Here is a 24689-nt window from a genome sequence, read left to right on the forward strand (position 1 = left end):
GGGGTTACCCGGATTGGGGTGAGGGGCCTTGTTGCCCTGCCGCGATCAAGGCCGGCAAACCCGGAGCCGGGCAATCAAAAAGCCACGCATCGCCGTCCCGGACTTGATCCGGGGCCCTCCACTGGCCGTCAGGACCAGTCCATCCGGGCTGGCCCGGTCAGGCAAGGAGCCTGCGCCCTCTCGCTCAAAGCGCACAAACAACCAACAGGCGGGCCAAACCAGGGGATCCCAGACCCTGGCTTGACCCGCCTGAAGCCTGCCACACGACGGATGCGGCGGGCTTGTCCGGTCAGAGCGGTTTGCGGTCCGACTGCTTCGGACCACCGCTCCAGATTTTGTTGTGCCCCTGTCCCCAAGGCGCCGGGTGTTTCCACCCGGCTTGGGAACGCGTGGGGCGTCTGTCAGAAGCGGAAGGCCAGACCGGCGCTCAGCACCCACGGATCGAGGGTGTGGTGCGTGGTCAGGGCTTCGGTGCCGTTGGCGGTGTAGAAGTGGGCAGTGGTGTCGACCCAGTACTTCTTGGCGTCGAGCGAGAAGCTCAGGCCCTGCTTGTTGAGCGGGATGTCGATACCGGCCTGAACCACGCCACCGGCGTTGTTGTTCATGTGGACACGGGTGGCACCCAGAGCCTGGGCCGTCGCGCCAGCGCGTTCGTCGATGTAGAAGAACCACGCGCCACCGGCACCGATATAGGGCTTGAGGCCGAAGGGCAGGTTGAAGTGATACTTCGCGGTCAGCGTCGCGGGCAGGATCATCACGTGGTCGACCAGCGCGGCACCAGCCAGCGCGCCGGTGCCGGTCACGTGGTGCGAGGTGAAGCAGCAGATCGTTTCGACCGAGATGTTCGGCTTGATGAAGTATTCGATCGCCAGGGTGGGCGTCGCCGTGTTGTTGTTGACGTCGGTCTGCGAACCGGCGGGCAGGCCGATCAGGTCCTTGCGGACTTCGGTGATCTTGCCCTTCGCCAGAACGGCGGTGTAGAACAGCTTCACCTGCCACTTGCCGGGACGGGCCGGGACGGCGTGGGTGGAGTCGACAGCAGCGGTTTCCGCCGGGACAGCCGCAGCTTCCGCAGTGGCGGGGGCATCGCTGGCCAGAGCAGCATCAGAGGCCGTGTCGGCCATCGCGGGGGCTGCAAACGCCAGGGCCAGAGCCGCAGCACCAAGAGCGTTGCCAAGAACCTTCTTCATTAGATCTTCCTCGCCAATTCAGGCCTGGGACTATCCGGGCCTAGCCTCATCGGGCACCGCCCAGGCGGCCTGCCCCTCGCAGGCACCGTCCCCTCCGGCGTTGAAGTCGTAATGGGGCCCAGTGCGATTCGCTTCATTGACGCAACGCAAAATTGAAACATCCGGCGTCAGACTTTGGACCAATAGGGTCACCAGTCGGGTTATTTGACTCGCATCAATGCAGTCTGTTCCTTAATATTGCACTGCGAAATGCTTGGAGTATTTTAAGACCCGAAGATCTCGTCGGCGACTTAAAAGCACATAAAAACAAGTATCTGGAGTGATTTTTGATCCGATTTCGCCGGGTCTGCGATTGCTTTGGTAACGACATGGAAGGGAAGGGTCCATGGAACAGGTTCTCGTGCGCGCCGGGCTTTGGTTCGGCGCGCTTATCTTGGCGGTGGTCGCCTGCGCGATGGCGCTCGACCGTGGCTATGCGATTCACATGGCGATCTGCGCATTGGCGGCAGGGCTCGCATTGTGGTTTACAATCAGTGGCAAGAGCGTCGATGCAGCGGTTCGGGGCATGCTGCGGATGCCCGATCAGGGGCGCTATGACGACGACCCGATCCGCTGGGCGGTCATCGCCACGGTGTTCTGGGGGATCGCCGGGTTTTCCGCCGGGCTGTGGATCGCCCTGGAGCTGACCTGGCCCCAGCTCAATTTCGGGCTGGAATGGATCAACTTTGGCCGCCTGCGCCCGCTGCACACTTCGGCGGTTATTTTTGCGTTCGGCGGCAATGCCCTGATCGGCACCTCGCTCTATGTCGTGCAGCGCACCTGCCGCGCGCGGCTGGCCTTTCCCGGCCTCGCGCGCTTCGTGTTCTGGGGCTATCAGCTGTTCATCGTGCTGGCGGCGACCGGCTACCTGCTCGGGATCACCCAGGGTAAGGAATATGCCGAACCGGAATGGTACGTAGACCTCTGGCTGACGATCGTCTGGGTGGCCTATCTGGCGGTCTTTGTCGGCACCATCGTCAAGCGCAGCGAGCCGCATATCTACGTGGCGAACTGGTTCTACCTCTCGTTCATCCTGACCGTGGCGATGCTCCACATCGTCAACAACCTGAACATTCCGGTCAGCGTGTTCGGCTCGCACTCGGTGCCGGTCTTTGCCGGTGTGCAGGGCGCGCTCGTGCAGTGGTGGTATGGCCATAACGCGGTGGGCTTCTTCCTGACCGCGGGCTTCCTGGGCATGATGTACTACTTCGTGCCCAAGCAGGCCGAGCGGCCGGTCTATTCGTACCGCCTGTCGATCATCCACTTCTGGGCGCTGATCTTCCTCTATATCTGGGCCGGTCCCCACCACCTTCACTATACCGCGCTGCCCGACTGGGCGCAGACGCTGGGCATGGTGTTCTCGGTCATGCTGTGGATGCCCAGCTGGGGCGGCATGATCAACGGCCTGATGACGCTCAACGGCGCCTGGGACAAGATTCGCACCGATCCGATCATGCGCATGCTGGTGATGAGCCTCGCGTTCTATGGCATGAGCACGTTCGAGGGTCCGATGATGAGCATCAAGTTCGTCAACTCGCTCTCGCACTATACCGACTGGACCATCGGCCACGTCCACTCGGGCGCGCTGGGCTGGAACGGCATGGTGACCTTCGGGGCGCTCTACTATCTCGTCCCGCGCCTGTGGGGCCGCAAGCGGCTCTATTCGCTGCGCATGGTCAACTGGCACTTCTGGTGCGCGACGCTGGGCATCGTGTTCTATGCCGCCTCGATGTGGGTGGCGGGCATCACGCAAGGCCTGATGTGGCGCGAATACGGGCCCGACGGCTATCTGGTGAACAGCTTTGCCGAAACGGTCGCCGCGCTGCACCCGATGTATGCCCTGCGTGCCTTTGGCGGGCTGCTCTACCTGACGGGCGGGGTGATCATGGTGATCAACGTGGTGCGCACCATCCGGGGCGACCTGCGCGAGGAAGCGCCCATGACCGACGCCGCCTTCGATCCTGAAAAGGACCGTCCGATCCTGGCCCAGCCGGCCTGATCCCGCAGCGAAGAGACAGGAACCCAAGACATGTCCAGCATTGTCGAGCGTCACAAGACGCTGGAGCGCAATGTCACCCTGCTGGCGATCTTCGCCTTCGTTGCGGTGACGATCGGCGGGATCGTGGAAATCGCCCCGCTGTTCTGGATCGACAACACGGTCGAGAAGGTGGAGGGGATGCGCCCCTATACCCCGCTCGAACAGGCCGGGCGCGACATCTATGTCCGCGAGGGCTGCTATGTGTGCCACAGCCAGATGATCCGTCCGTTCCGCGACGAGACCGAACGCTATGGCCACTACAGCCTCGCGGCCGAATCGATGTACGACCACCCGTTCCAGTGGGGCTCGAAGCGCACCGGGCCCGATCTGGCCCGCGTGGGCGGCAAGTATTCGGATGAATGGCACGTCCAGCATCTGAAGGACCCGCGTTCGGTCGTGCCTGAATCGATCATGCCGACCTACCAGTTCCTCGCCGGGCGCAAGCTGGAGGCCGGGAACATGACCACCGAACTCCAGACCCTGCACACCACCGGCGTGCCCTACACGCCCGAGCAGATGGCCAAGGCCAACGCAGACCTGCTCGCCCAGGCCGACCCGGACAACGCGGGCGATTTCGCCACGCGCTGGCCGACCGCGCAAGTGCGTGACTACGACGGCGATCCCAAGACCGTGACCGAGATGGACGCGCTCGTCGCCTATCTCCAGATGCTCGGCACGCTCGTCAACGTGAACGCCCCTGCCGCGCAGGAGCAATCGGGGGAGAAGGGCCAGTGAGCACTTACGACTTCCTGCGTCACTTTGCCGACAGCTGGGCGCTCGTGGTGATGGCCGCGATTTTCCTGGGCCTGTGCATCTGGCCGTTCCGCCGCGGGGGCAAGGCCTCCGGTCAGGAAGCGGCCGCTTCGATCTTCACGGAGGATCACGATGGCTGACAAGCATATCGATGAGGCAACCGGCGTTGAAACCGTCGGCCACGAATGGGATGGCATCGAGGAACTGAACAATCCGCTGCCGCGCTGGTGGTTGTGGTCGTTCTATGCCTGCATCGCCTTCGCGGTCGGCTATGCGGTGGCCTATCCGGCGCTGCCGGGGTTGCATTCGGCAACGCCGGGCGTGCTGGGCTGGAGCAGCCGTGGCGCGCTTGCCAAGGATCTGAAGGAAGCCGAGGCGGCGCGCGCGCAAGTGCGGGCGGCTATCGCGGCGACCCCGATCGAGCAACTGGGCAATGATCCCAAACTGCTGCGCGCGGCCATCGAGGGCGGGGCGGCGGCCTTCAAGCAGAACTGCGTGCAGTGCCACGGCGCGGGCGCGGCTGGCTCGAAGGGCTATCCCAACCTCAACGACGACGACTGGCTGTGGGGCGGCGACATCGCCACCATCCACCAGACGCTCGAACACGGCGTGCGCTATCCGGGCGACGAGGAAACCCGGATGAGCCAGATGCCCGCCTTCGGGCGCGACGGCATCCTGACCCCGGCGCAAGTGCAGGATGTGGTCAGCCATGTCCGCGTGATCAGCGGCCAGGAAAAGCCCAGCGCCTCCTCGACGCGCGGCGCGCAGATCTTTGCCGACAACTGCGCGGCCTGCCATGGCGAGAGCGGCGAGGGCAACCGGGCGGTGGGCGCACCGCGTCTGTCCGACCACATCTGGCTCTATGGTGGTGATCGCGCCACGCTCACCCAGACCGTCACCAATGCCCGCCAGGGGGTGATGCCGGCATGGGGGCAGCGGCTCGATCCGGTCACTGTCAAGATGCTGGCGGCCTATGTCCATTCGCGCGGGGGCGGTGAAGCCCTTCCCGAACAGGCCGCCGCCGAGCCGTCTGACAACCAGCAGCCCGCACCTTAACAGCAGAAAAGCGAAAGCATCATGTCCAGCGATCCCAAGCTCAAGCTGGTCCCTGCCAGCGCCTCGCCTTCGGGGGAGTCCCCGGAGGCCCCGCTCTATGCCAGGCGCGAGCCGGTCTGCCCGAGCAAGGTTGAAGGACGCTTTCGCCGCTTCAAGTGGGCGGTCATGGCTTTTTGCCTGATCGTCTACTGGGGCACGCCCTGGGTCCGCTGGGATCGCGGACCCTGGGCGCCCCATCAGGCGGTGCTGGTCGATCTGGCCCATCGCCGCTTCTACATGTTCGGCATCGAGATCTGGCCGCACGAGTTCTATTTCGTGGCGGGCCTGCTGATCATGGCCGGGATCGGCCTGTTTCTGGTGACGAGCGCGGTGGGGCGGGCCTGGTGCGGCTATGCCTGTCCGCAGACGGTCTGGACCGACCTGTTCCAACATGTCGATCGGCTGGTAGAGGGCGACCGCAATGCCCAGCTGGCCCTTGCGCGCGGGCCGTGGACGGCGAAAAAATGGGCCAAGCGGCTGACCAAGTGGGCCATTTTCCTCGCCATCAGCTTTGCCACGGGCGGCGCGTGGATCTTCTATTTCGAGGATGCGCCGACACTCAATCACGAATTCTGGACGGGGCAGGCCCCTGTCGTGGCTTATGCGACCGTTGCTGTGCTGACCTTCACGACCTTCTGGCTCGGCGGGTTCATGCGCGAGCAGGTCTGCGTCTACATGTGCCCCTGGCCGCGCATCCAGTCGGCCATGCTCGACGAAAAGTCGCTGATCGTCACCTACAAGGACTGGCGCGGGGAACCGCGCGGCTCGCTCAAGCAGGCCCAGCGCCTGCCCGGTGCCGTGGGGGATTGCATCGATTGCAAGCAGTGCGTGGCGGTCTGCCCGACCGGCATCGACATTCGCGAGGGCGCGCAGATCGGCTGCATCACCTGCGGGCTGTGCATCGACGCCTGCGACCGGGTGATGGGGCAGGTGGGCCGGGAACGCGGGCTGATCGACTATTGCACGCTGGAGGATGCCGAGCAGGAACGCGCGGGCGCCGCGCCCCGGCGCCTGCTCCATGCCATCCTACGTCCGCGCACGCTGGTCTATCTGGGCGTGTGGAGCGCCATCGGGCTGGGCCTGCTGTTCATGCTGGGCGAGCGCAGCCGTCTCGACCTTTCGGTCGCGCGTGACCGCAACCCGGAATTTGTCCAGTTGTCCGACGGATCGGTGCGCGACGGGTTCACCATCAAGCTGCGCAACATGGAAGGCCGCCCGCGTGCAACGCGGCTGAGCCTCGACGGCCTGCCCGAAGGGCGCATCTATACCGACGAGATGGAAGCCTCGGCCGCGCGCACGTCGCTGGCGTTCACCGTGCCGGCGGACACCACGGAGCGCCTGCGCGTCTATGTCGTGGTGCCCGAGAAGGCCGCCCGTCCGCAATCGTTTGCCTTCCGGCTGGAAGCGCAGGCCGCAGACGGACAGGAGGCTGCGGGCGACCGCGTGAAGACCGAATTTGCCGCTCCGGCCGCCGCCTTGAGCCCGGTGGATGGCGCCCCGCAATGATGCCCCTCATGATCCCGCAGGCAGGAGCCGCAGGCCGATGACCCAGTCTGTTGAAGGCCATTCCACGCATGGTTCCATCGCGCGCAGGCGCCCACCGCGCGCGTTTACCGGACGGCACATGGCGGTCATTCTGGTCACGTTCTTTGGCGTGGTGATCGCGGTCAATGTGCTGATGGCGCGGCTGGCCAGTGCGACGTTCGGCGGGACGGTGGTCGAGAATTCCTATGTCGCCAGCCAGCATTTCAACGGCTGGCTCGACGAGGCACGCGCGCAACGCAAGCTGGGCTGGAAGGGCGCCCTCGCGCGCGGAAGCGATGGCGGGCTGGAGGTGGTACTGTCTGACGCGCAAGGGCGCGCGCTCGAAGGGGCGCGCGTGACGGCGCTGGCCGAGCATCCGCTGGGCCTGCGCGACGATATCGCGGTTACGCTCCATGCGGTGGGGGCCGGGCGTTATGAGGCAAGGCTGCCTGCCGGGCGCTGGCGGATCAAGCTGACGGTGCGTCATGGCGGCGCGCTCTGGCGCATGGTCGGAGATGTCGCATGAGCCGGGTGGCAAGTCTGGAGCCGGGCGCAGGCGGGGGCGGGGCTGAAACTGGCGCGCCGGTGCAGACCGCGCTGTCGGTGCCGGGCATGCATTGCGCGGGCTGCATGGGCAAAGTCGAGCGGGCGCTTGCCGCCGTGCCGGGGGTAGAGGCCGCCCGCGCCAACCTGACCGCGCGCAGCGTGGGGGTCGTCCACGATCCGCAGGTCGGCGTGCCCGCGCTGGTCGAGGCGCTGGCCGGGGCCGGATTTGCCGCCCAGCCCCGTGCGAGCGTGACCGATCAGGCCCCTTCGGCGGTGCGGCCCCTGCTCGCGCCGCTGGCCGTGGCGGGCTTTGCCTGCATGAATGTCATGCTGTTGTCGGTCAGCGTGTGGTCGGGGGCAGGGGGCGCCACGCGCGACCTGTTCCACTGGCTTTCCGCGCTCATCGGGGTTCCGGCGATTGTTTATGCCGGGCGTCCGTTCTTCGCTTCGGCGTGGAGCGCGCTGCGGCGCGGGCGGACCAACATGGACGTGCCGATCTCCATCGGGGTCACGCTGGCGACCGCGCTCTCGTTCTATGAAACGGTGACCCACGGGGCCGAAGCCTGGTTCGACGGCACCCTGATGCTGCTGCTGTTCCTGCTGGCGGGCCGCGCGCTCGACGCGATGATGCGCGACCGCGCCCGCGCCGGGGTCGATGCCCTGCTGCGTCAGGCCGCGCCCGGCGCGATGGTGGTGAGCGAGGCGGGCGTGCTCGACTGGGTGGCGGCCGCCGATCTGGCGCCGGGCATGGTCATGCGCGTGGCGGCAGGCGAACGGCTGGCTGCCGATGGCGTGGTCGTGGCGGGCACCAGCCGCCTTGATCGCTCGCTGTTGACCGGCGAAAGCGCGACGGTCGCTGCCGGGCCGGGCGAGAGCGTCCATGCCGGTACGCTCAATGTCGAGGCGCCGCTCGACGTGCGGGTTCTGGCGATTGGCGAGGATACCGCGCTGGCCGAGATCGCGCGGTTGATGGAGGCCGCCGGACAGTCGCGCTCGCGCTATGTACGCATCGCCGACCGGGCCTCGCGGCTCTATGCCCCGGCGGTTCACAGCCTTGCCGCGCTCACGTTTGCCGGATGGATGCTGGCCGGGGCCGGGTTCTATCATGCGCTGGTCATCGCGATTGCGGTGCTGATCATCACGTGCCCTTGCGCGCTCGGGCTGGCCGTGCCGGTGGCGCAAGTCGTGGCGGCGGGCGCGCTGATGAAGCGGGGCATTCTCGTCAAGGACGGCTCGGCCCTCGAACGGCTGGCCGAAGTGGACCGCGCGCTGATCGACAAGACCGGTACGCTTACCCAAGGACGCCCGGTGCCCGACCCGGCGGCGATTGCCGCGCTGGGCGGGACGGAAGCGGGCATTGCCCTCGCGCTTGCCAGCCACAGCCGCCATCCGCTCTCGCAGGGGCTGGCCCAGGCGCTCGCCGCGCGCGGGGTGCGGGCCGAGCCGCTCGACGCGGTGGAGGAAGTCGCCGGGCGGGGCATGAGCGCGACATGGAACGGGATGCCAGTCTCGCTCGGGCGTCCAGCCAGTTCGACAGGCGGCATGGCCGCCGCGCTGGCCATTGGCAGCGATCCGGTGCGGCTGATCGGCTTTTCCGATGCCTTGCGCCCCGATTGCGCGGCGGCACTGGCTGCGCTCGGCAAGCTGGGCATCGAATGCTCGATCCTCTCGGGCGATACGACCGAGGCCGTGTCTGCCGTGGCGCGGGCCACCGGACTGACCGCGCAGGCCAATGCCTCCCCGCAGGACAAGCACGAGGCCATCGCGCGGCTTGAGCAGGCCGGGCGCCATGTGCTGATGGTGGGCGATGGGCTCAACGATGGGCCCGCGCTGGCCGCGGCCCATGCCTCGATCGCGCCGGGCAGCGCCAGCGATGTCGGGCGGCAGGCCGCCGACGTGGTGTTCACCGCCGGTTCGCTCATGGCCCTGCCGCGCAGTGTTCGCATGGCGCGGCGCACGATGCGCGTGGTGCGGCAGAATTTCGCGATGGCGATTGCCTACAACCTGCTGGCCGTGCCGCTGGCCATGGCCGGGCTGGTCACGCCGCTGATCGCGGCGGTGGCGATGTCGACATCCTCGCTGATCGTGGTGGCCAATTCGCTGCGGCTTTCACTGGGCGGGGCGTCGGGGAATGACGCCGGGAAAGAGGGGCGGGCATGACCTCGCTGGCCTTCCTGATCCCGATTGCGCTGGGTCTGGGGCTGCTGGGGCTGGCGGCCTTTTTCTGGGCGTTGCGCAAGGGGCAGTTCGTCGACCTCGACGGGGCCGCCGCGCGCATCCTGATCGATGACGAGGACGAGGTAAGCGACGGCTCGGGGAGGCCTGCCCAGTGAGGTCTGCACGGTGAGGCGCGAGCGACGCCTCGGGATCATTGCGGCAGCCTCGCTGGTGGCGGTCGGGCGGCTTGCGCTTCCCGCGCCGGTTCAGGCGCAGGACGGGACCGTTCCGGGGATCGCCGTGCCGGTCTGTGGCGAGCCGGGGCATTTTGTCGTGCTGGGGACGGCAGGGCGCGCGAAGATTGGCGGGCGGGGCGGGACGCCTGCCCGGAAACCGGGCGATTCCGGCCCCGCGCCGTGTTGCACGATTTGCCATAGCGCAATGCGCAAGCGGGCAGGCGGGGCTAGTTGTTGCGACGAGGAGGATGATCCCGATGTCGCATGATGCAGGCCCAGCTGCGCAGATCACTACCGCTATTGCCCCCAATACTCCCCCCAATGCCTCGCGGTTTCCTGCTTCGAACGCCGGTTCGGGCGAGCGGTTTGCCGACTGGATCTGGTATCCCGAATTGCTGGCCCGGCCCGTGCCGCGCTACACCAGCTATCCCACGGCGGCCGAATTTGCAGATGCGCCGATGGAAGAGGCCCAGCGGGCCGGGCTGGCCGCGCTGTCGGGCCCTGTCTCGCTCTATCTGCACATCCCCTATTGCCAGGAAATCTGCTGGTATTGCGGCTGCAACACCGGGGCGGCCAATCGCGGATCGCGCCTTTCGGGCTATCTTTCGGCGCTCCATCGCGAGATCGAACTGGTTGCCCGTGCCATCGGGCCCGACGCCAGGGTCACCCGCATCGCCTTTGGCGGGGGGAGCCCCAACGCGATTTCGCCGACCGATTTCGTGCGGCTGATCGATACGCTCACGCTCAATTTCCAGCTCAACCGCCCGGTTCTTTCGGTCGAACTCGATCCGCGCAGCCTGATCCCGCAATGGTTTACCGCACTGCGCGGCGTGGGGGTGATCAAGGCCAGCCTGGGCGTGCAGACGTTCGATCCGCGCGTGCAGGCCGCGATTGGCCGTGTCCAGCCCGAAGCAGACATTGCCCGCGCGATGGATGGCTTGCGCGCGGCGGGTGTCGATTCGATCAATTTCGACATGATGTACGGGCTCCCCCATCAGGACGAGGACGTGCTCGCGCGCAGTCTGGCCACGGCCATCGCCATGAAGCCCGACCGGATGGCGCTGTTCGGCTATGCCCATGTCCCCCATGTGATCCCGCGCCAGCGGCGGATCGATGCCGCCGCGCTGCCCGGCCAGCGCGCGCGCTTTGCCATGGCCGCGCAAGGCTCGGCCCAGTTGCGCGCGGCGGGGTACGAGACGATCGGTTTTGATCATTTCGCGCTGCCCCACGATGCTATGGCCCGCGCGCGCCATGCCGGCACGCTGCGTCGCAATTTTCAGGGGTTTACCGATGATGCCGCGCCGGTTCTGGTCGGGCTGGGGGCGTCCTCGGTCAGCCAGTGGCCGGGGCTGCTGGTCCAGAACGAGAAGAACGCCGGGCGTTATCGCGAGGCGATCGAGGCCGGTCGCCTGCCCGGCACGCGCGGGGTGGTCCAGACCGCCGAGGACCAGCGCCGCGCCGCGCTGATCGAGGCCCTGCTGTGTCAGGAGGCGGTCGACCTGCCAGCAGACATCCGCGAGGCCATCGCGCCCGATCTCGATCCGTTCATCGCGCGCGGCCTTGCCCGTCTGGAAGGGGGGCGGCTCGAACTCCTGCCCGGCAGCGAGCCCTATCACCGCTCCGTCGCGGTCCTGCTCGACGCCTATCGCGGACAAGGCCATCAGTTCAGCTCGGCCGTCTGATAAGGATTTCTTGTCTGAGGAAATAGCTATGCGTTCCCCCGCGAGGCGGGTGCACAACGCGCAACTTAGCCGCTAGTCTCCCCGCCTGCCTGATGCAGCGCGCCCGCCCGATTTTCCGGGCGCGCGTCTTGCCTCGCTTGCCAGCTTATGGGGAGAGTTCATGAAGCCTATCGAAGCCATCATGCGCACCGCGCCGGTCATTCCCGTGCTGGTGATCGATGATCTGGCCCATGCCCTTCCGGTGGCCCGTGCGCTCGTCAAGGGCGGGCTGCGTGTTCTCGAAGTGACCTTGCGCACCCCCGCCGCGCTGGAGGCGATCACCGCGATGAAGGCCGTTGAAGGCGCCATCGTGGGCGCGGGCACCGTCACCAACCCGGCGGACCTCAAGAGCGCGATCGACGCGGGCGCCGAATTCATCGTCTCGCCCGGCCTGACCGAGCGCCTCGGTCAGGCGGCGGTGGAATCGGGCATCCCGTTCCTGCCCGGCACGGCCAATGCCGCCGACATCATGCGCGGGCTCGACCTCGGGCTCACCCATTTCAAGTTCTTCCCTGCCTCGACTTCGGGTGGCCTGCCCGCGCTCAAGGCGCTTGCCGCGCCCTTCTATCAGGCGCGCTTTTGTCCGACCGGCGGGATCAGCGCGGCCACCGCGCCCGAATGGCTCGGCTTTGACCGAGTGCTCTGCGTGGGGGGCAGCTGGGTCGTGCCCAAGGGCGTGCCCGACGAGGCCGAAATCGAGCGTCTTGCACGCGAAGCCTCGACTCTCGGCAAGGACTGAGCGAGGACATACATGGTGCAGCGCAAAAAGACGCGGCCATCAACAAAAACGGCGTCACGCTCAGGGACCGGTGCGGCGCCGCAGGCTGAAGGGGGATTTCGCGCGATGAAGACTGTCGCAAAGCTCAGGGATCGTTTGCGAAAGCTTCATGAGCGGACGGCTGAAACGCCGCTGTTCAATCCCGTGTTCCAGTTGAGCCACGATCTCTCGCGCGAGCTGGAAAATGGCGGGATCGGGCTCGACGACATGGAGAGCCTCGTCGCCGAGCTGGAGTGTGAGGCGCTGCAAAGCCGTGCCGCGCGCCTGCGCCGCCTGCTCGCGCCGACCAGCCCGGACGAGAACCTGGCCCGTGTTGCCGCCCTCCTCAACGAGGAAGACAGCTTCAGCGAGTTCCGCGCCCGCTGGGAAAAGCCGCTGCTTCACGCGGTCTTTACCGCGCATCCCACGTTCCTGCTCAATCCGGCGCAGGCCGATGCCGTGGCCAGCGCCGCGCTGGCCGACGATCCGCTGGCTGCAACCGTTTGCACCGTGCCCACGCAGGCGCCCGCGATCACGCTCGAATTCGAGCATGGCGAGGTCTGCGACGCGATCGAGCGGGCAGGCGCCGCGCGCGACCGCATCAATGCGACCCTGCTGGCCCATGCGCATCAGCGCTGGCCGGGCCGCTGGCTCGATTTCCGCCCGCTGCCGTTCCGTTTCGCCACCTGGGTCGGCTATGACATGGATGGCCGGACCGACATCGGCTGGCACACGTCGATTTCGTTCCGCCTGCAAGAAAAGGCGCGCCGTCTGGGGACGTATGCCTCGGGCCTGCGCAGCCTTGCGCCCGAGCACGCGCTGCTTGCCACGCTCGATGCGGCGCAGGTCCATGCCAGCGAGATGGCCGCGCTCTTCGCCCAGCCGCTCACCGCGCCCGAGGCGCTCTCGCAGGCGGCCAACCGCCTGACCGCCGATGATCCGGCCAAGCTGCTCAGCCTCAAGCCGCTGATCGCAGTGCTCGAAGCCGATGCGGCGGCGGCCACCGATGCCGACGTGGCCGTGGGCCTTGCCACGCTGGCCGGGGCCATGCGCGCCGACGGGCTGGGCATGGGCTGGATCCACTTCCGCGTGAACGCCTCGCAGTTGCACAACGCGCTGCGCCGCCGGATCGACCCGGAAGGCACGCTCGACATCGCCAGCAAGAGCGCGATCTCGCGCCTGCGCGAACTGCTCGCCGAAGTGAAGCCGCTGCGCGTCAACTTTGCCGCGCTGGCCATCGAGACCTCGACCGCGATGCGCCAGTTTCTGGCCATGGCGCAGATCATCCACCACATCGATGCCGATGCGCCGATCCGCATGCTGATTGCCGAGTGCGAACAGCCCCAGACGGTGCTGGCCGCGCTCTATTTCGCCAGGCTGTTCGGGATCGACGACAAGGTCGACGTTTCGCCGCTGTTCGAGACGGAAACCGCGCTTGAACACGGGGGGCGTTTCCTCGAAGCCCTGCTGGCTGAAGAAGCCTATCGCGCCTATGCGCGCGGGCGCGGGCGGGTTTCGATCCAGACCGGCTTTTCCGATGCGGGCCGCTTCATCGGCCAGATCCCGGCGGCGCTGGCGATCGAGCGCCTTCAGGGCCGTCTGGCCGAGGCGATGGTTGCCAACGGGCTGACCGACGTGGCCGCGCTGGTGTTCGACACCCATGGCGAATCGATGGGCCGCGGCGCCCACCCGGCCGGTTTTGCCGACCGTTTGACCTGGCCGCTGAGCGGCTGGGCGCGCCGCCGCTTCACCAAGGCGGGCATCAGGCTTGAGGCCGAGGCCAGCTTCCAGGGCGGCGATGGCTACCTGTTCTTCCGCAACGAGGAACTGGCGCTGGCCACGCTCGCGCGGATCACCGAAGTCGAGACGAGCCTGCTCGCCCCGGTCGAGCGCGATCCGTTCTATGCGCGCACCGACCTCAGCCTCGACTTTTATCGTGCGATCCGCCGCGTCCAGCGCGACCACCTCAAGAGCGCGACCTATGCCCGCGCGGTGACCGCCTTTGGCCTGGGCATGCTCACGCCCACCGGCAGCCGCGTTTCGCGCCGCCAGTCCGACATCGCGGCGGACCGTTCGATGAGCCTGCGCCAGATCCGCGCGATCCCGCACAACGCGATCCTCCAGCAGATCGGCTATCCGGTCAACGTGATCGCGGGCGCGGGCACGGCGGCGGGCGACGAGATGGAATCGATTGCCGAACTGCTCGGCCAGTCGGAGCGCGGGCGCCAGCTCGTGCGGCTGCTGCGCGCGGCCAATGGCCTTGCCTCGATCAAGACCGTGGCCGCCCATGGCGAACTGTTCAATTCGGCCTATTGGGCCAGCCGCCCCTATCGCGGCACGGAAACCCAGCTCGAACAGGCGTGCATGGCGCTTGCCGAATATCTGACCAAGGATGACCGCTCGGGCGTGTTCCGCCGCCTGACCTCGCGCCTGCGGGTGGACTGGATGAAGCTCCACCGCCTGCTGGCGCTGGTGCCCGGAACGGCTTCGAGCCGCGATCTGGTGACCGATGCGGAGCGGCGCAATATCGGCCTGCTTCAGGCCGTGCGCCTGTCGTTGCTGATGCACATGTTCCTGCGCGCGGTGCAGGTGCCACCGTTCTCGCGCTCGAACGATGTGAGCCGCGACGACGTGCTCGAAATGGTGCTTTCGCTGCGGGTCGACGATGCCCTCGCGCAGTTGCGCCGGGCCTATCCGGCGGCAAGCCCGGAAGTGGGCGATTTCTGCGTCGATGAACCCAGCGACTTCCCCGACCATGCGGGCGAGGATTATGGCGCGATCCGTGCGCGCTTCATCGACCCGATCGAGCGGGCCCATGCGCTCAACTTGCGCGTGGCGGTGGCCATCGCCAACTATTTCGGCGCCCACGGCTGAAACAGGATCGACTGGTGGCGGCGCCTGTTTTTTCAGGCCGCCACCAGTCCTGACAACAAGTTGCGGGCCGGGGATTCAAGGGCCGGTCCACTGAACGCCGGATCATCAAACAGGGTCCGGCTCACCCGTGCCGGATCGAGGCCGAAAGTCTCGGCGGCGGCTTGCGTGATCAGGCTGTCGAGCCCGAGCGTGGGGCGCAAGTCGCGTCCGTCGAGAAGCTGCGCCGGGGCAAGACCCGGCCAGTCGGCGATCACCCGCCCGCCTTTGACGGCCCCGCCCAGCAGCATGGCCACCGCCCCCGTGCCATGATCGGTGCCGCCCGTGCCATTGGCGGCGGCGGTGCGGCCAAATTCGGTGGCGACGAGCACGGTGGTCTGTGCCCAGACATCTGTGCCCAATCCGGCTTGCAGCGCGGCGATCAGGCTGTCGAGCGCGCGCAGCCGGTCGGTCAGGTGCCCGGCCTGTCCGCTGTGGGTATCCCAGCCGCCGGTTTCGAGCATGGCGATGCGCGGACCCGAGGCGCGCGCGAGGAAAGTGGCGGCCATCTGGCCGAAGGTGGCCGCATCCTGACGGACTTTGCCCGGATCGAGCGGCATGGCCTCGCGCGCGGCGGCCCAGAGCGGGGCGAGCTGGGCGTCGTGGGCGTAGAGCGTGGTGAGCCGGGCGATCAGGTCGTCGGGGGGGAGGGCCATGCCGGTCGGCGCGGCGGATTCGACCGCATGGGCCCCGCGCAGGGCCAGCGGGACAGTGGGCGCGAGGGCCAGGCCGGGAGGGGTTCCGGGCATCAGGGCCAGCAGGCGGTTGAGCCAGCCGTCCTGCCGGGCATAGGGCCGCGTCCCGCCGGTTTCGAGCACGTTCTGGCCATCGAAATGCGAACGGTCGCGATAGGGCGAGGCAACGGCATGGACGAACAGCGCCTGCCCTTGGCCATAGAGCTGCGCGACATGGGGCAGCGCCGGATAGAGCGCGAAGAACCCGTCGAGCCGGTGACATTGGGCAAGATCGGGCGTCAGCTCGCTGCGCAGGCCCATCAGCGCGGGGTCGCCTTGCGGGATCACCGTGGCCAGACCATCGGCGGCGCCGCGCTGGATGATGAACACGAAGCGGCGGTCGGTGGCGGCGCGGGCGAAGGTCATGCGTGGGGCAAAGAGCAGCGGGCCTGCTGCACCAAGGGCGACGAAGCGGCGGCGGGTGAGAGGCAGCGGCATCGGGCTATCTCCGCAGGAAATCGGGCGAGACGAGCAGGAGCGCGAGCGCGCTGGCCGGGCTTTCGGCCCGCGCGATTTCGGCCAGGGTTGCCGGCGCGCAGGCGCCGGGGAGCAGCAGGGGCGCGAGGCGGCGCGCGTCGTGCGCGGGATCGCGCGGGGTCTGGCTGGCAAGGCGCTGGGCAATTTCGACCCGCCGCAACAGGGCATTGCTGGCCGCCCAGCTGGCGGTGGTATCGTCCCATCCGGCGGGCGAGCCGGGTTTCCACACCGGCTGGCCGAGTTTTTCGAGCATGCCCGCGATGCGCTCTGCGGGAAGGGCATCGGTATCGAGGCCGCGCAGGGCCGAGACCAGCCAGTCCCACGGCGTCTTGAACTTGAGCGGGACGGGTGCCCAGACTTCGGGGCTGTCGATGAGGGCGGCATAGAGCGCGGGAAGGTCGCCGCGCCCTTGCGTGAAGGCGCGGGACAGGCGCTCGACGAGGGCCGGGGGCGGGGTGTCCCCGGCGAAATGGCGGGCCATTTTGGTGGCGATGTGGGTGGCGGTCTGCGGCGCGTGGGCGAAAGTGGTGAAAGCTTGCGCGGCCTGGCTTTCGCCGGTTCCGGGGGGATAGGTGCGGCCCATGATCGTGCGCGGGCCCGGCTCGTGGCGGGCGGGGCGGAAGCGGAAGGCGATGGGCACGGTGCCGTCGGGCGTGCCGGGCTGGCCAAGGCCATCGAGCGTCCATCCGGTCATCGCGCGGGCCAGTTCGGTCACGTCGGCCTGGGTATAGCCCGAGCGCACGCCCAGCGTGTGGAGTTCCATGATCTCGCGCGCGAGGTTCTCGTTGAGGCCGGGGGCCTTGCGCCCCGCTGCTGCGGCGCGGGTTGAAGCGGGGCTGTGGGGGCCGGTCGAGGGAACCTGATTGAGGTAGACCAGCATGGCCGGGTGGCGTTCGACGGCCTGGAGCATGGTCTCGAACCGGCCCAGCACATGGGGGCGGATCGCCTCGCGCTCGAAGGCTCCGGCAAGGGCCATGACTTGCGTGTTGTCGGCCGAGACGGCGAAGTGGTTGGACCAGAAATGGACCATGCGCTCGACGAAGGGGGCGGGGGTGGCGCGCGCGCTGGCCATGCGGGCGCCGATTTCCTGCTGATAGAGCGCCCTGATCGCCGTGGCGGGGGCTTGGGGGGCCTGCTTGCGCGCGGCCAGCCAGCCCTGAAGCGCGGCTCTTGCGTCGGGCAGGGTGGCAAAGGGGGCGGGGGCGATCTCGAAGCGGGCGAACTGGTCTTTGAGCGCGCGGGCCGGATCGGCGGGAGGCAGATCTTCGGGGCGCGCGCCAAGGCCGAAGCGGTTGAGGGCGATTGCGCCGGGAGAGAGGGAGGGAGCCGCCATGCCCGGAATTGGTGCCCCTTGCGGCTGAACCGCAGATGACTTGCGCACCCTGCGCTGCGCAGCATTCGCCGCCGATTTGGCAGTATGAGGCGGGGCAGGGGGGATCAGGAGTTCTACGAAGACCCCGCAGCAACAAATATCCGCCCCTCTATCCTATGCAGAATCCGGAAAACAGGCCCGAGAGGCTGCTTAGAGGCTGCATAGAGGACGCGTTCATGTTGAAATCATTTGCGATGCTACGCTCGGTCAAAGGCAAGATCGCGGTCATGGCCGGGGCCTGTATCGTTATCGCCTTTGCTGTTCTCGTCGCATACAGCACGTTTTCGACGTTCCGTACGCACAGTTACGTCAACAGCCGTGTGTCCGACATGATCAGCGGGCAGGTCAACGAGAACCTGCAAAACCGGGCCGATGCCGAGGCGCGGTTCATCAAGTCCGAACTCGACACGGCCTTCGATGCGGCGCGCAACATGGCCAACAGCTTCGAGCAGATGGCCGCACCGGGCGCCTCGGGCACGCCGATGGGCGAGCGGCGCGCCCAGTTCAACGCGGTGCTGCGCAACGTGCTCGAACACAATCCGCGCTTCAACGGCACCTATTCGGCCTGGGAGCCCAATGGCCTCGATGGCAACGATGGCGCGCATGTCAACGACACTGCGATGGGGTCGGACGCCACCGGGCGTTTCCTGCCCTACTGGACGCGCGCGGCGAACGGCAACATCGCCATCCAGCCGCTCGTCGAATATGACAGCAGCGCGCGCCATCCCAACGGCCTCGTCAAGGGCGCCTGGTACATCAACCCCCACAACACCCACCGCGAGAACCTGCTCGGGCCGCTGCCTTATATCGTGCAGGGCAAGCAGGTCTATCTGGCGACGATGTCGGTTCCGGTCATGATCAACGGCCAGTTCCGCGGGGTGGCCGGGGCCGACTACAATCTCGATTTCCTCCAGACCCTTGCCAATCAGGTCAGCAAGTCGCTCTATGGCGGCAAGAGCACCGTGGCGGTGATCAACGACAGCGGGCTGATCGTGGCCAACAGTGCCAATCCGGCAACCATCGGGGGCGCCGCGTCGCAGGCCAATCCGGCCTGGGCGAACAGTGCAAGCATCATCGCGGCGGGCAAGTCGGTCGTGCTCGATGATCCCAAAAGCGAAAACCTCCAGGTCTATGCGCCGATCCGCATTGGCCGTGTCGATGCATCGTGGGCGGTGCTGATCTCGGTTCCGCGCGCGATGGTCATGGCCGATGCCCAATTGCTGTCCGACCAGCTTGGCCGCCGTTCGGGCGTGGACACCCTGCTGCAACTGGTGATCGGCATGGGCATCGCGGCGGTCGCCATCTTCATGACATGGCGCATGGCATCGAGCGTGGCCCAGCCGATCAGCGGCTGCGCGCAGTTTGCCGAAGGGATCGCCCAGGGCAACCTCAACCAGCAACTGGCCATCGAGCAGGCCGATGAAGTGGGCACGCTGGCCGAGGCGCTGCGCAAGATGCAGCACGACTTGCGCACCAGCATCGAGCGCACCACGCAGGATCAGGCGAGCACCCGGCTTGTCGTCGATACTGTGTCCAAGAACCTCGAACGGCTGGCCAATGGCGACCTGACCGCCCAGATCGTCGAGAATTTCTCGCCCGAATTTGCCGACGTGAAGCGGCACTTCAATGGCGCGGTTTCCTCGTTGCACAGGATCATGCGTTCGGTCGAAGACAGCAGCCGGACGATCAGCATCGGCGTTGGCGAGATCAACCAGGCTTCGATCGATCTGGCCAATCGCACCGAAACCGGCGCGGCCCGCCTCGAACAGACCGCATCGGCGATGAATTCGGTGACCGCGATCGTGCGTAAGACCGCCGAAAACGCCGCAGAAGCGCGCCGCGCGATCATCTCGACCGACCAGCAGGCGGTCGACGGGGGCGGGGTGGTCCGCAATGCGGTGACCGCGATGGGCGAGATCGAGCGGTCGGCTTCCGAGATCAACCAGATCATCGGGGTGATCGACGGCATCGCCTTCCAGACCAACCTGCTCGCGCTCAACGCGGGGGTCGAGGCCGCGCGCGCGGGCGATGCGGGCAAGGGCTTTGCGGTGGTGGCGAGCGAAGTGCGCTCGCTGGCCATGCGCAGCGCCGAGGCCGCGCAGGACATCAAGAACCTGATCAACGCCAGTTCGCAGCAGGTGACGCAAGGGGTGACGCTGGTGGCCGAGACCGGCAGCGCGCTCGAACACATCATCGAGCAGATCGGGGGCCTGCGCAAAACCATCGACGAGATCGCCAATTCGGCCGAAGTCCAGGCCCGCGATCTGGCCGAGATCAACACCGTGGTCAGCGAAATGGAGCGCATGACCCAGCAGAACGCGGCCATGGTCGAGGAAAGTACGGCGGCCGCGCGCAGCCTCAACGATCAGGCTCGCACGCTCGATTCGGCGATTGGCCGGTTCAACATGGGCGGCGGGCACCAGCAGTCCGGCTTCGACCGCCACGCCGCCTGAGGGCGCGCGCGGGCGCAGCGAAGCTGGCCCGGACAGGCGTAAAAAAACAGGGCTCCGGTCAGGCCGGGGCCCTGTTTTTGTGTCCGGGAGAATTAGCGGCGTAGCTTGTGCGGATGGGCGGGGGCCGCGAAGATCGCGCCTGCCGACAGGCGGCTGCCGCGCAGGACCAGCATGACCCTGTCGCCCGCTTCGAGGCGCACGTCTTCGCCCGGATGGCGGATTTCCTGTCCGTTCGCGCGGTCGATCCGCACGATGAAATAGGCGCCCTTGCCGCGCCGTTCGGCCTCGCGGACGCTCGCACCGACCAGCGCGCTGCCCGCCGGGCAGGCGACGACTTCGAGGTCGAGCCCGAAATCGACGAACTGGCGCTTGACCTCGCCCATCGGCGGCGTTTCCGCCAGCGCCGGGGCCGTGCCGGGAAACAGGATCAGTTCGGTGATGCGTTCGGCGCCGATGTGGGTGGGCAGGACGACCTTGTCGGCCCCGGCGTGGAACAGCTTGCTTTCGGTGCTCGGCGCCTCGCCGCGGGCGATGATCTGGATATCGGGGTTGAGGCTGCGCGCCGAGAGGGTGATGAACACATTGGTCGCATCATCGGGCAGGACGCTGGCCAGAACGCGGGCATGGGTGACCCCGGCCTGTTTGAGGATGTCCTCGTTGGTGGCTTCGCCAAGGAGGGTCAGGTAGCCGCGCGAGCGGGCTTCCTCGGCCCGGATGGGCGTGCGTTCGAGGATCAGGAACGGGTGCTTTGCTTCGGACAGGGCGCGCGCCAGTTGCACGCCGATGCGGCCATAGCCACAGATGATGGTATGGCCTGACAGCCGCTCGATTTCGTTATGCATGCGCTCTAGCCCCAGAAGACGGCGAAACTGGAACAGGGTGAAGACCTGTACGAGCGCGCCGGTGAGCACGATCATCCCCGTGCAGCCCAGTACGATCGTCATCGTCGTCCACAGCCGCAGGAACGTCGAGTCGATCGGGCGGACTTCGCCATAGCCGACCGAAAAGATCGTGAGCAGCACCATGTAGGCCGCATCGCCCAGCGGCCAGCCGGCGCGGACATACCCGATCGTGGAAACCGCAAAGACCCCCGCGACAAAGAGCAGCGTGCCCGCCAGCAGCCGCAAGGGCGACCCCAGCACGCTGCTGGCGCCTTGCGAGAAGGCCGATTCACCAGCAGGCCCGGATGCGGGCCTTGCTGTTGGCGGTACGGCTGGTCTCGCGGCGGATCTGTCGGTGTCGCGCTTGGCCATGGTCGTTGTCCGGGGCTCTCTTTGCCCCCTCGCGCAGCGCCTGTCCAGCAAGGCTTGCCCGGCGGGGTGGCCAGCGTGCGCGCGCCATGAAAAAAGGGCGCATCCGATCGGGATGCGCCCTTTTTTGTAAAGCATTGCAACGGTTTCCCGCAGCCTTGCAGTTTGACCGGAGCCTTGCTGTCCGGCTGGCCTTACTTGGGGGCCAGCACCATCAGCATCTGGCGGCCTTCCATGCGCGGGAAGGCTTCGACCTTGGCGATCTCCACCACGTCTTCCTGCACGCGCTTGAGCAGGTTCATGCCCAGCTGCTGGTGCGAAAGCTCGCGCCCGCGGAAGCGCAAGGTCACCTTCACCTTGTCCCCGTCTTCGAGGAAGCGGTGCACGTTGCGCAGCTTCACGTCGTAGTCGTGGTCATCGATGTTCGGACGCATCTTGATCTCCTTGATCTCCTGCGTCTTCTGGCTCTTGCGGGCGAGGTTCGCCTTCTTCTGCGCCTCGTAGCGGAACTTGCCCACGTCGAGGAACTTGCACACCGGCGGATCGGCGTTGGGCGAGACTTCGACCAGGTCGAGACCCACGTCGGCTGCCTGTTCGATCGCTTCGCGCGTGTACAACACGCCAAGATTTTCGCCGTTCTCGTCAATCACGCGCACCTTGGGCACGTTGATCATGTGATTGTAGCGAGGGCCGCTCTTGACGGGGGGCGCCAACATGCGCCGGGGCGGGGGAGCTATAGTGTGTTCTCCTGAACGTTGATCCGGTGTGGTCGTGTCTTGGGAAAGACTCAACGCGCGCTCATATCATAATGGCGCGACAGATAAAGGGCCTTGGTGCCCAATCTGGGGGGCAATCATGCGCATTTCAAGCCGCCTGGGCCCGCCAGAGTGGGAAATGGGCCACACGGGCGGCTGTCGGCACCAGCGCGGTGATGGTTTGCGCCGGTTGCAGGGCCGCGATCAGCGCCGGATGGGCCGCGTCGAGCCCCCCGGTCAGCGCGCCGAAGGCCGGGAGAATCAGCTTGCGCTCGCTCATCACCGCGCAAGGCCGGGTGACCGTGCGCCCGCGCGCGGGAACCCGCAGGCGCGGATGGAAATGGCCCGAGAGTTCGGGGGCAGGCTCGCCGGGGCGGGCCTCGTGGCGCAGGACGATGCCGCGCAGGGCCACCTCGGGCAGCATTGTTCCGGGGGCGGCGCCATCTTTTTCGTCATGATTGCCGGTGATCCACACCCAGTCCAGCCGGTGGGCGAGATCGGCCAGCAGATCGGCCGCCACCGCATCGAGCCGGGCGGGCCCTTGCGCATCGTGGAAATTGTCGCCCAGGCACAGCACGCGCGCGGCATTGGTGGCACGGGCAAGGGCATCGATCCGCCCAAGCGTTTCGCGGCTGTCGTAAGGGGGGAGCATCTGTCCGGTGCGGGCAAACCAGCTCGCCTTTTCAAGGTGAAGGTCAGCCACCAGCAGCGCGCGTTCGGCAGGCCAGAACAGCGCGCGCGCAGGGCCCATGAGCCATTCGTGTCCGGCAAATTCGAACGGTGCGAACGAAAGGGGAACCATGAGCCCCTCTTGCCCCGGCCCCGCCGATTTGGCAAGCGCGACACCCAAGGAGATCGCATTGACCGACTGGACTGACCAAACCGCCCGCGCCCGCGCCTGGTTCGAATCCTTGCGCGACCGCATCTGCGGCGCCTTCGAGGCGATCGAGGCCGAAGCGGGCAGCGATGCGCGCTTTTCCTATCGCCCCTGGGCGCGTGAGCATGATGGCGAGCCGGTCGAGAACGGCGGGGGCGGCGTGCAGGGCCTGATGAAGGGCCGGGTGTTCGAGAAAGTCGGCGTCAATGTCTCGACCGTCCACGGCACGTTCAGCCCCGAATTTGCTCGCACGATCAACGGCGCGGACCCGGAAAACCCGACCTTCACGGCCACCGGCATCAGCCTTGTCGCGCATATGGCCAATCCGCATGTCCCCGCCGTCCACATGAACACCCGCTTCCTGACCACCAGCAAGGCGTGGTTTGGCGGGGGGGGCGACCTCAACCCGCCGATCCCCTATGCGGACGACACCGCTGATTTCCACGCGCGCTTCCAGGCGGCCTGCGATGCGCACGATCCGGCCTATTACCCGCGCTTCAAGGCCTGGGCCGACGATTACTTCTTCCTCCCCCACCGCAAGGTCCATCGCGGCGTGGGCGGGATTTTCTACGATCACCTCGAATGTGCCGACGAAGCCGCCTTCGAGGCCAATTTCGCATTCACCCGCGACGTGGGCGAGGCCTTCCTCGACATTTATCCGCGCCTCGTGCGGCGGCGGATGGGCAGCGCGTTTACGCCGCAGGACGAGACCGCCATGCTCGAATGGCGCGGGCGCTATGCCGAATTCAACCTCGTCTACGACCGGGGCACGCTGTTCGGCCTCAAGACGGGCGGCAATATCGACGCGATCCTGATGAGCCTGCCCCCGCGCGCGGTGTGGAGCTGATGGCTATTGCGGAAAACGGCGCGCGCCTTGCGCCCGGATTCCATGCGCTGGCGGCCGGCGATCTGGCGGCGGTGGTCACTGCGCTCGAAATGCGCGAAGCGCCCGCCAGCTTGCGGCGGCTGGTGCCGGAACAGGATGTGCCCTTGCAACTCGTGCGCTGGAAGGCGCCCGATCTGGCCAAATATCGCCTGCTGTTTCGCCGGGTGGGGGCCAGGTGGCTGTGGTGGTCGCGCCTCGCGCTCGACGATGCGGCGCTGGGCGCGATCATCCACGATCCTCAGGTCCACGTCTTTGCCGTGGCCGACCGGGCGGGTGTCGAAGTGGGGATGCTCGAACTCGATTTCCGCAAGGCGGGCGAGGCCGAGATCGCCTTTTTCGGCCTGATCCCCGGCGCGACGGGCAAGGGCTTTGGCAAGTGGCTGATGCGTCGGGCCTTGCAGATGGCCTGGGGCGACAAGGATGTCACGCGGGTCTGGGTGCATACCTGCACGCTCGACGGGCCGCAGGCCTTGCCGTTCTACATGGGGCAGGGGTTCGTACCCTATGCCCGCTTTGTCGAGGTTTTTCCCGATCCGCGCGGGGCCAATGCGCGCGGAGAGAGGCTGCTGGGCGAGGAAGCGCCGCAGGTGCCGCTGCTGGAGGCCGGGGCTGCTGCCTGAGTGCGGCCTGACGAGGCGCCAGTGTGACGGGAAGGGGCGATACGAATCCTGAACGGCTCGGCCATCTTCGGGAAAGGCTTGGCGGGTGAGACTGCAAGGATGCAGCCAAGCCCCATTTTTCCCGCTCCCGAGGCGCCCGCGCGATGCCGCCTTCGCTGAGGAATCTCTGGCGCGGCGGGGCTTCGGCCTGGATCGTCCCGCGCCTTGCCGGGCGCCGCGCGCGCGCGCCTGACACCAGGCCAGTCACCAGGATCGCGGTTATCGCCGCAAATCCTGATCCTTTCCCCTTGCCCAATATG

General features: G+C 67.1%; 21 protein-coding genes. 15 read left to right on the forward strand and 6 right to left on the reverse strand.

Going from position 1 to position 24689, the window contains the following annotated elements; translation table 11 throughout:
• Positions 1-401 precede the first annotated feature (401 nt).
• Positions 402-1190: an OmpW/AlkL family protein gene (locus tag SBI20_RS15610; protein WP_317975882.1), complete on the reverse strand. Its 789-nt coding sequence runs from the start codon at positions 1188-1190 to the stop codon at positions 402-404.
• A 385-nt stretch (positions 1191-1575) separates the two neighbouring features.
• On the opposite strand from SBI20_RS15610, the gene ccoN reads away from it, so the two are divergent.
• From ccoN to SBI20_RS15670, 12 genes are all read left to right on the forward strand, one after another.
• A complete protein-coding gene (ccoN, locus tag SBI20_RS15615) occupies positions 1576-3228 on the forward strand; it encodes a cytochrome-c oxidase, cbb3-type subunit I (protein WP_317975883.1) in 1653 nt (550 codons plus the stop codon).
• Between the two features lie 30 nt (positions 3229-3258).
• Complete coding sequence (gene ccoO / locus SBI20_RS15620) at positions 3259-4002, forward strand: cytochrome-c oxidase, cbb3-type subunit II (RefSeq protein WP_317975884.1); 744 nt, start codon at positions 3259-3261, stop codon at positions 4000-4002.
• Complete coding sequence (locus SBI20_RS15625) at positions 3999-4160, forward strand: cbb3-type cytochrome c oxidase subunit 3 (RefSeq protein ID WP_317975885.1); 162 nt, start codon at positions 3999-4001, stop codon at positions 4158-4160. The genes ccoO and SBI20_RS15625 overlap by 4 nt, the downstream gene beginning before the upstream one ends.
• Positions 4153-5076, forward strand: a complete 924-nt coding sequence (gene ccoP, locus SBI20_RS15630; protein ID WP_317975886.1) for a cytochrome-c oxidase, cbb3-type subunit III — start codon at positions 4153-4155, stop codon at positions 5074-5076. The genes SBI20_RS15625 and ccoP overlap by 8 nt, the downstream gene beginning before the upstream one ends.
• Before the next feature lie 21 nt (positions 5077-5097).
• A complete protein-coding gene (gene ccoG, locus SBI20_RS15635) occupies positions 5098-6621 on the forward strand; it encodes a cytochrome c oxidase accessory protein CcoG (RefSeq protein WP_317975887.1) in 1524 nt (507 codons plus the stop codon).
• A gap of 37 nt (positions 6622-6658) precedes the next feature.
• Positions 6659-7165 (forward strand): FixH family protein, encoded by a 507-nt coding sequence (locus SBI20_RS15640; RefSeq protein WP_317975888.1) that lies wholly within the window; start codon positions 6659-6661, stop codon positions 7163-7165.
• Positions 7162-9345: a heavy metal translocating P-type ATPase gene (locus tag SBI20_RS15645; protein WP_317975889.1), complete on the forward strand. Its 2184-nt coding sequence runs from the start codon at positions 7162-7164 to the stop codon at positions 9343-9345. Before SBI20_RS15640 ends, SBI20_RS15645 begins: the two co-directional genes overlap by 4 nt.
• Entirely contained in the window at positions 9342-9518 is a 177-nt protein-coding gene (gene ccoS, locus SBI20_RS15650) for a cbb3-type cytochrome oxidase assembly protein CcoS (protein ID WP_317975890.1), read from the forward strand. The genes SBI20_RS15645 and ccoS overlap by 4 nt, the downstream gene beginning before the upstream one ends.
• 10 nt (positions 9519-9528) lie before the next feature.
• The gene (locus SBI20_RS15655) at positions 9529-9846 is read left to right on the forward strand and encodes a hypothetical protein (protein WP_317975891.1); all 318 of its coding nucleotides are present in this window, start codon (positions 9529-9531) and stop codon (positions 9844-9846) included.
• Positions 9836-11260 carry an oxygen-independent coproporphyrinogen III oxidase gene (gene hemN / locus SBI20_RS15660; protein ID WP_317975892.1) on the forward strand — a complete coding sequence of 475 codons (1425 nt, stop codon included), beginning with the start codon at positions 9836-9838 and terminating at the stop codon, positions 11258-11260. The genes SBI20_RS15655 and hemN overlap by 11 nt, the downstream gene beginning before the upstream one ends.
• A gap of 160 nt (positions 11261-11420) precedes the next feature.
• A complete protein-coding gene (gene eda / locus SBI20_RS15665; protein ID WP_317975893.1) occupies positions 11421-12038 on the forward strand; it encodes a bifunctional 4-hydroxy-2-oxoglutarate aldolase/2-dehydro-3-deoxy-phosphogluconate aldolase in 618 nt (205 codons plus the stop codon).
• Between the two features lie 105 nt (positions 12039-12143).
• Positions 12144-14930: a phosphoenolpyruvate carboxylase gene (locus tag SBI20_RS15670; RefSeq protein WP_317975894.1), complete on the forward strand. Its 2787-nt coding sequence runs from the start codon at positions 12144-12146 to the stop codon at positions 14928-14930.
• A gap of 32 nt (positions 14931-14962) precedes the next feature.
• Here SBI20_RS15670 and SBI20_RS15675 read toward each other — a convergent pair whose 3' ends face one another.
• Together SBI20_RS15675 and SBI20_RS15680 are read right to left on the reverse strand one after the other, a co-directional pair.
• The gene (locus SBI20_RS15675; protein ID WP_317975895.1) at positions 14963-16138 is read right to left on the reverse strand and encodes a DUF1501 domain-containing protein; all 1176 of its coding nucleotides are present in this window, start codon (positions 16136-16138) and stop codon (positions 14963-14965) included.
• 4 nt (positions 16139-16142) lie between these two features.
• Positions 16143-17510: a DUF1800 domain-containing protein gene (locus tag SBI20_RS15680; protein WP_317975896.1), complete on the reverse strand. Its 1368-nt coding sequence runs from the start codon at positions 17508-17510 to the stop codon at positions 16143-16145.
• A gap of 215 nt (positions 17511-17725) precedes the next feature.
• Here SBI20_RS15680 and SBI20_RS15685 point away from each other — a divergent pair, with 215 nt between their 5' ends.
• Positions 17726-20002, forward strand: a complete 2277-nt coding sequence (locus SBI20_RS15685; protein ID WP_317975897.1) for a methyl-accepting chemotaxis protein — start codon at positions 17726-17728, stop codon at positions 20000-20002.
• 92 nt (positions 20003-20094) lie between these two features.
• On the opposite strand, the gene SBI20_RS15690 is transcribed toward SBI20_RS15685, so the two are convergent.
• The 3 genes from SBI20_RS15690 to pdeM form a co-directional block, all read right to left on the reverse strand.
• A complete protein-coding gene (locus tag SBI20_RS15690) occupies positions 20095-21144 on the reverse strand; it encodes a potassium channel family protein (RefSeq protein ID WP_317975898.1) in 1050 nt (349 codons plus the stop codon).
• 302 nt (positions 21145-21446) lie between these two features.
• Positions 21447-21968 carry a translation initiation factor IF-3 gene (gene infC / locus SBI20_RS15695; RefSeq protein WP_317975899.1) on the reverse strand — a complete coding sequence of 174 codons (522 nt, stop codon included), beginning with the start codon at positions 21966-21968 and terminating at the stop codon, positions 21447-21449.
• 148 nt (positions 21969-22116) lie between these two features.
• Positions 22117-22809 carry a ligase-associated DNA damage response endonuclease PdeM gene (gene pdeM, locus SBI20_RS15700; RefSeq protein ID WP_317975900.1) on the reverse strand — a complete coding sequence of 231 codons (693 nt, stop codon included), beginning with the start codon at positions 22807-22809 and terminating at the stop codon, positions 22117-22119.
• A gap of 58 nt (positions 22810-22867) precedes the next feature.
• Here pdeM and hemF point away from each other — a divergent pair, with 58 nt between their 5' ends.
• A complete protein-coding gene (gene hemF / locus SBI20_RS15705) occupies positions 22868-23731 on the forward strand; it encodes an oxygen-dependent coproporphyrinogen oxidase (RefSeq protein ID WP_317975901.1) in 864 nt (287 codons plus the stop codon).
• Positions 23731-24390, forward strand: coding sequence for a GNAT family N-acetyltransferase (locus tag SBI20_RS15710; RefSeq protein WP_317975902.1), 660 nt, complete (start codon positions 23731-23733; stop codon positions 24388-24390). The genes hemF and SBI20_RS15710 overlap by 1 nt, the downstream gene beginning before the upstream one ends.
• Positions 24391-24689 lie beyond the last annotated feature (299 nt).

Source organism: Novosphingobium sp. IK01 (genome assembly GCF_033242265.1).
Classification (GTDB): domain Bacteria; phylum Pseudomonadota; class Alphaproteobacteria; order Sphingomonadales; family Sphingomonadaceae; genus Novosphingobium; species Novosphingobium pituita.

What these genes read in the sequence shown, in the direction of transcription:
- SBI20_RS15610 (WP_317975882.1), bottom strand. Translation starts at nt 1,190, where the DNA reads ATGAAGAAGGTTCTTGGCAACGCTCTTGGTGCTGCGGCTCTGGCCCTG.
- ccoN (WP_317975883.1), top strand. Translation starts at nt 1,576, where the DNA reads ATGGAACAGGTTCTCGTGCGCGCCGGGCTTTGGTTCGGCGCGCTTATC.
- ccoO (WP_317975884.1), top strand. Translation starts at nt 3,259, where the DNA reads ATGTCCAGCATTGTCGAGCGTCACAAGACGCTGGAGCGCAATGTCACC.
- ccoP (WP_317975886.1), top strand. Translation starts at nt 4,153, where the DNA reads ATGGCTGACAAGCATATCGATGAGGCAACCGGCGTTGAAACCGTCGGC.
- ccoG (WP_317975887.1), top strand. Translation starts at nt 5,098, where the DNA reads ATGTCCAGCGATCCCAAGCTCAAGCTGGTCCCTGCCAGCGCCTCGCCT.
- SBI20_RS15640 (WP_317975888.1), top strand. Translation starts at nt 6,659, where the DNA reads ATGACCCAGTCTGTTGAAGGCCATTCCACGCATGGTTCCATCGCGCGC.
- SBI20_RS15645 (WP_317975889.1), top strand. Translation starts at nt 7,162, where the DNA reads ATGAGCCGGGTGGCAAGTCTGGAGCCGGGCGCAGGCGGGGGCGGGGCT.
- ccoS (WP_317975890.1), top strand. Translation starts at nt 9,342, where the DNA reads ATGACCTCGCTGGCCTTCCTGATCCCGATTGCGCTGGGTCTGGGGCTG.
- hemN (WP_317975892.1), top strand. Translation starts at nt 9,836, where the DNA reads ATGTCGCATGATGCAGGCCCAGCTGCGCAGATCACTACCGCTATTGCC.
- eda (WP_317975893.1), top strand. Translation starts at nt 11,421, where the DNA reads ATGAAGCCTATCGAAGCCATCATGCGCACCGCGCCGGTCATTCCCGTG.
- SBI20_RS15670 (WP_317975894.1), top strand. Translation starts at nt 12,144, where the DNA reads ATGAAGACTGTCGCAAAGCTCAGGGATCGTTTGCGAAAGCTTCATGAG.
- SBI20_RS15675 (WP_317975895.1), bottom strand. Translation starts at nt 16,138, where the DNA reads ATGCCGCTGCCTCTCACCCGCCGCCGCTTCGTCGCCCTTGGTGCAGCA.
- SBI20_RS15680 (WP_317975896.1), bottom strand. Translation starts at nt 17,510, where the DNA reads ATGGCGGCTCCCTCCCTCTCTCCCGGCGCAATCGCCCTCAACCGCTTC.
- SBI20_RS15685 (WP_317975897.1), top strand. Translation starts at nt 17,726, where the DNA reads ATGTTGAAATCATTTGCGATGCTACGCTCGGTCAAAGGCAAGATCGCG.
- infC (WP_317975899.1), bottom strand. Translation starts at nt 21,968, where the DNA reads ATGTTGGCGCCCCCCGTCAAGAGCGGCCCTCGCTACAATCACATGATC.
- pdeM (WP_317975900.1), bottom strand. Translation starts at nt 22,809, where the DNA reads ATGGTTCCCCTTTCGTTCGCACCGTTCGAATTTGCCGGACACGAATGG.
- SBI20_RS15710 (WP_317975902.1), top strand. Translation starts at nt 23,731, where the DNA reads ATGGCTATTGCGGAAAACGGCGCGCGCCTTGCGCCCGGATTCCATGCG.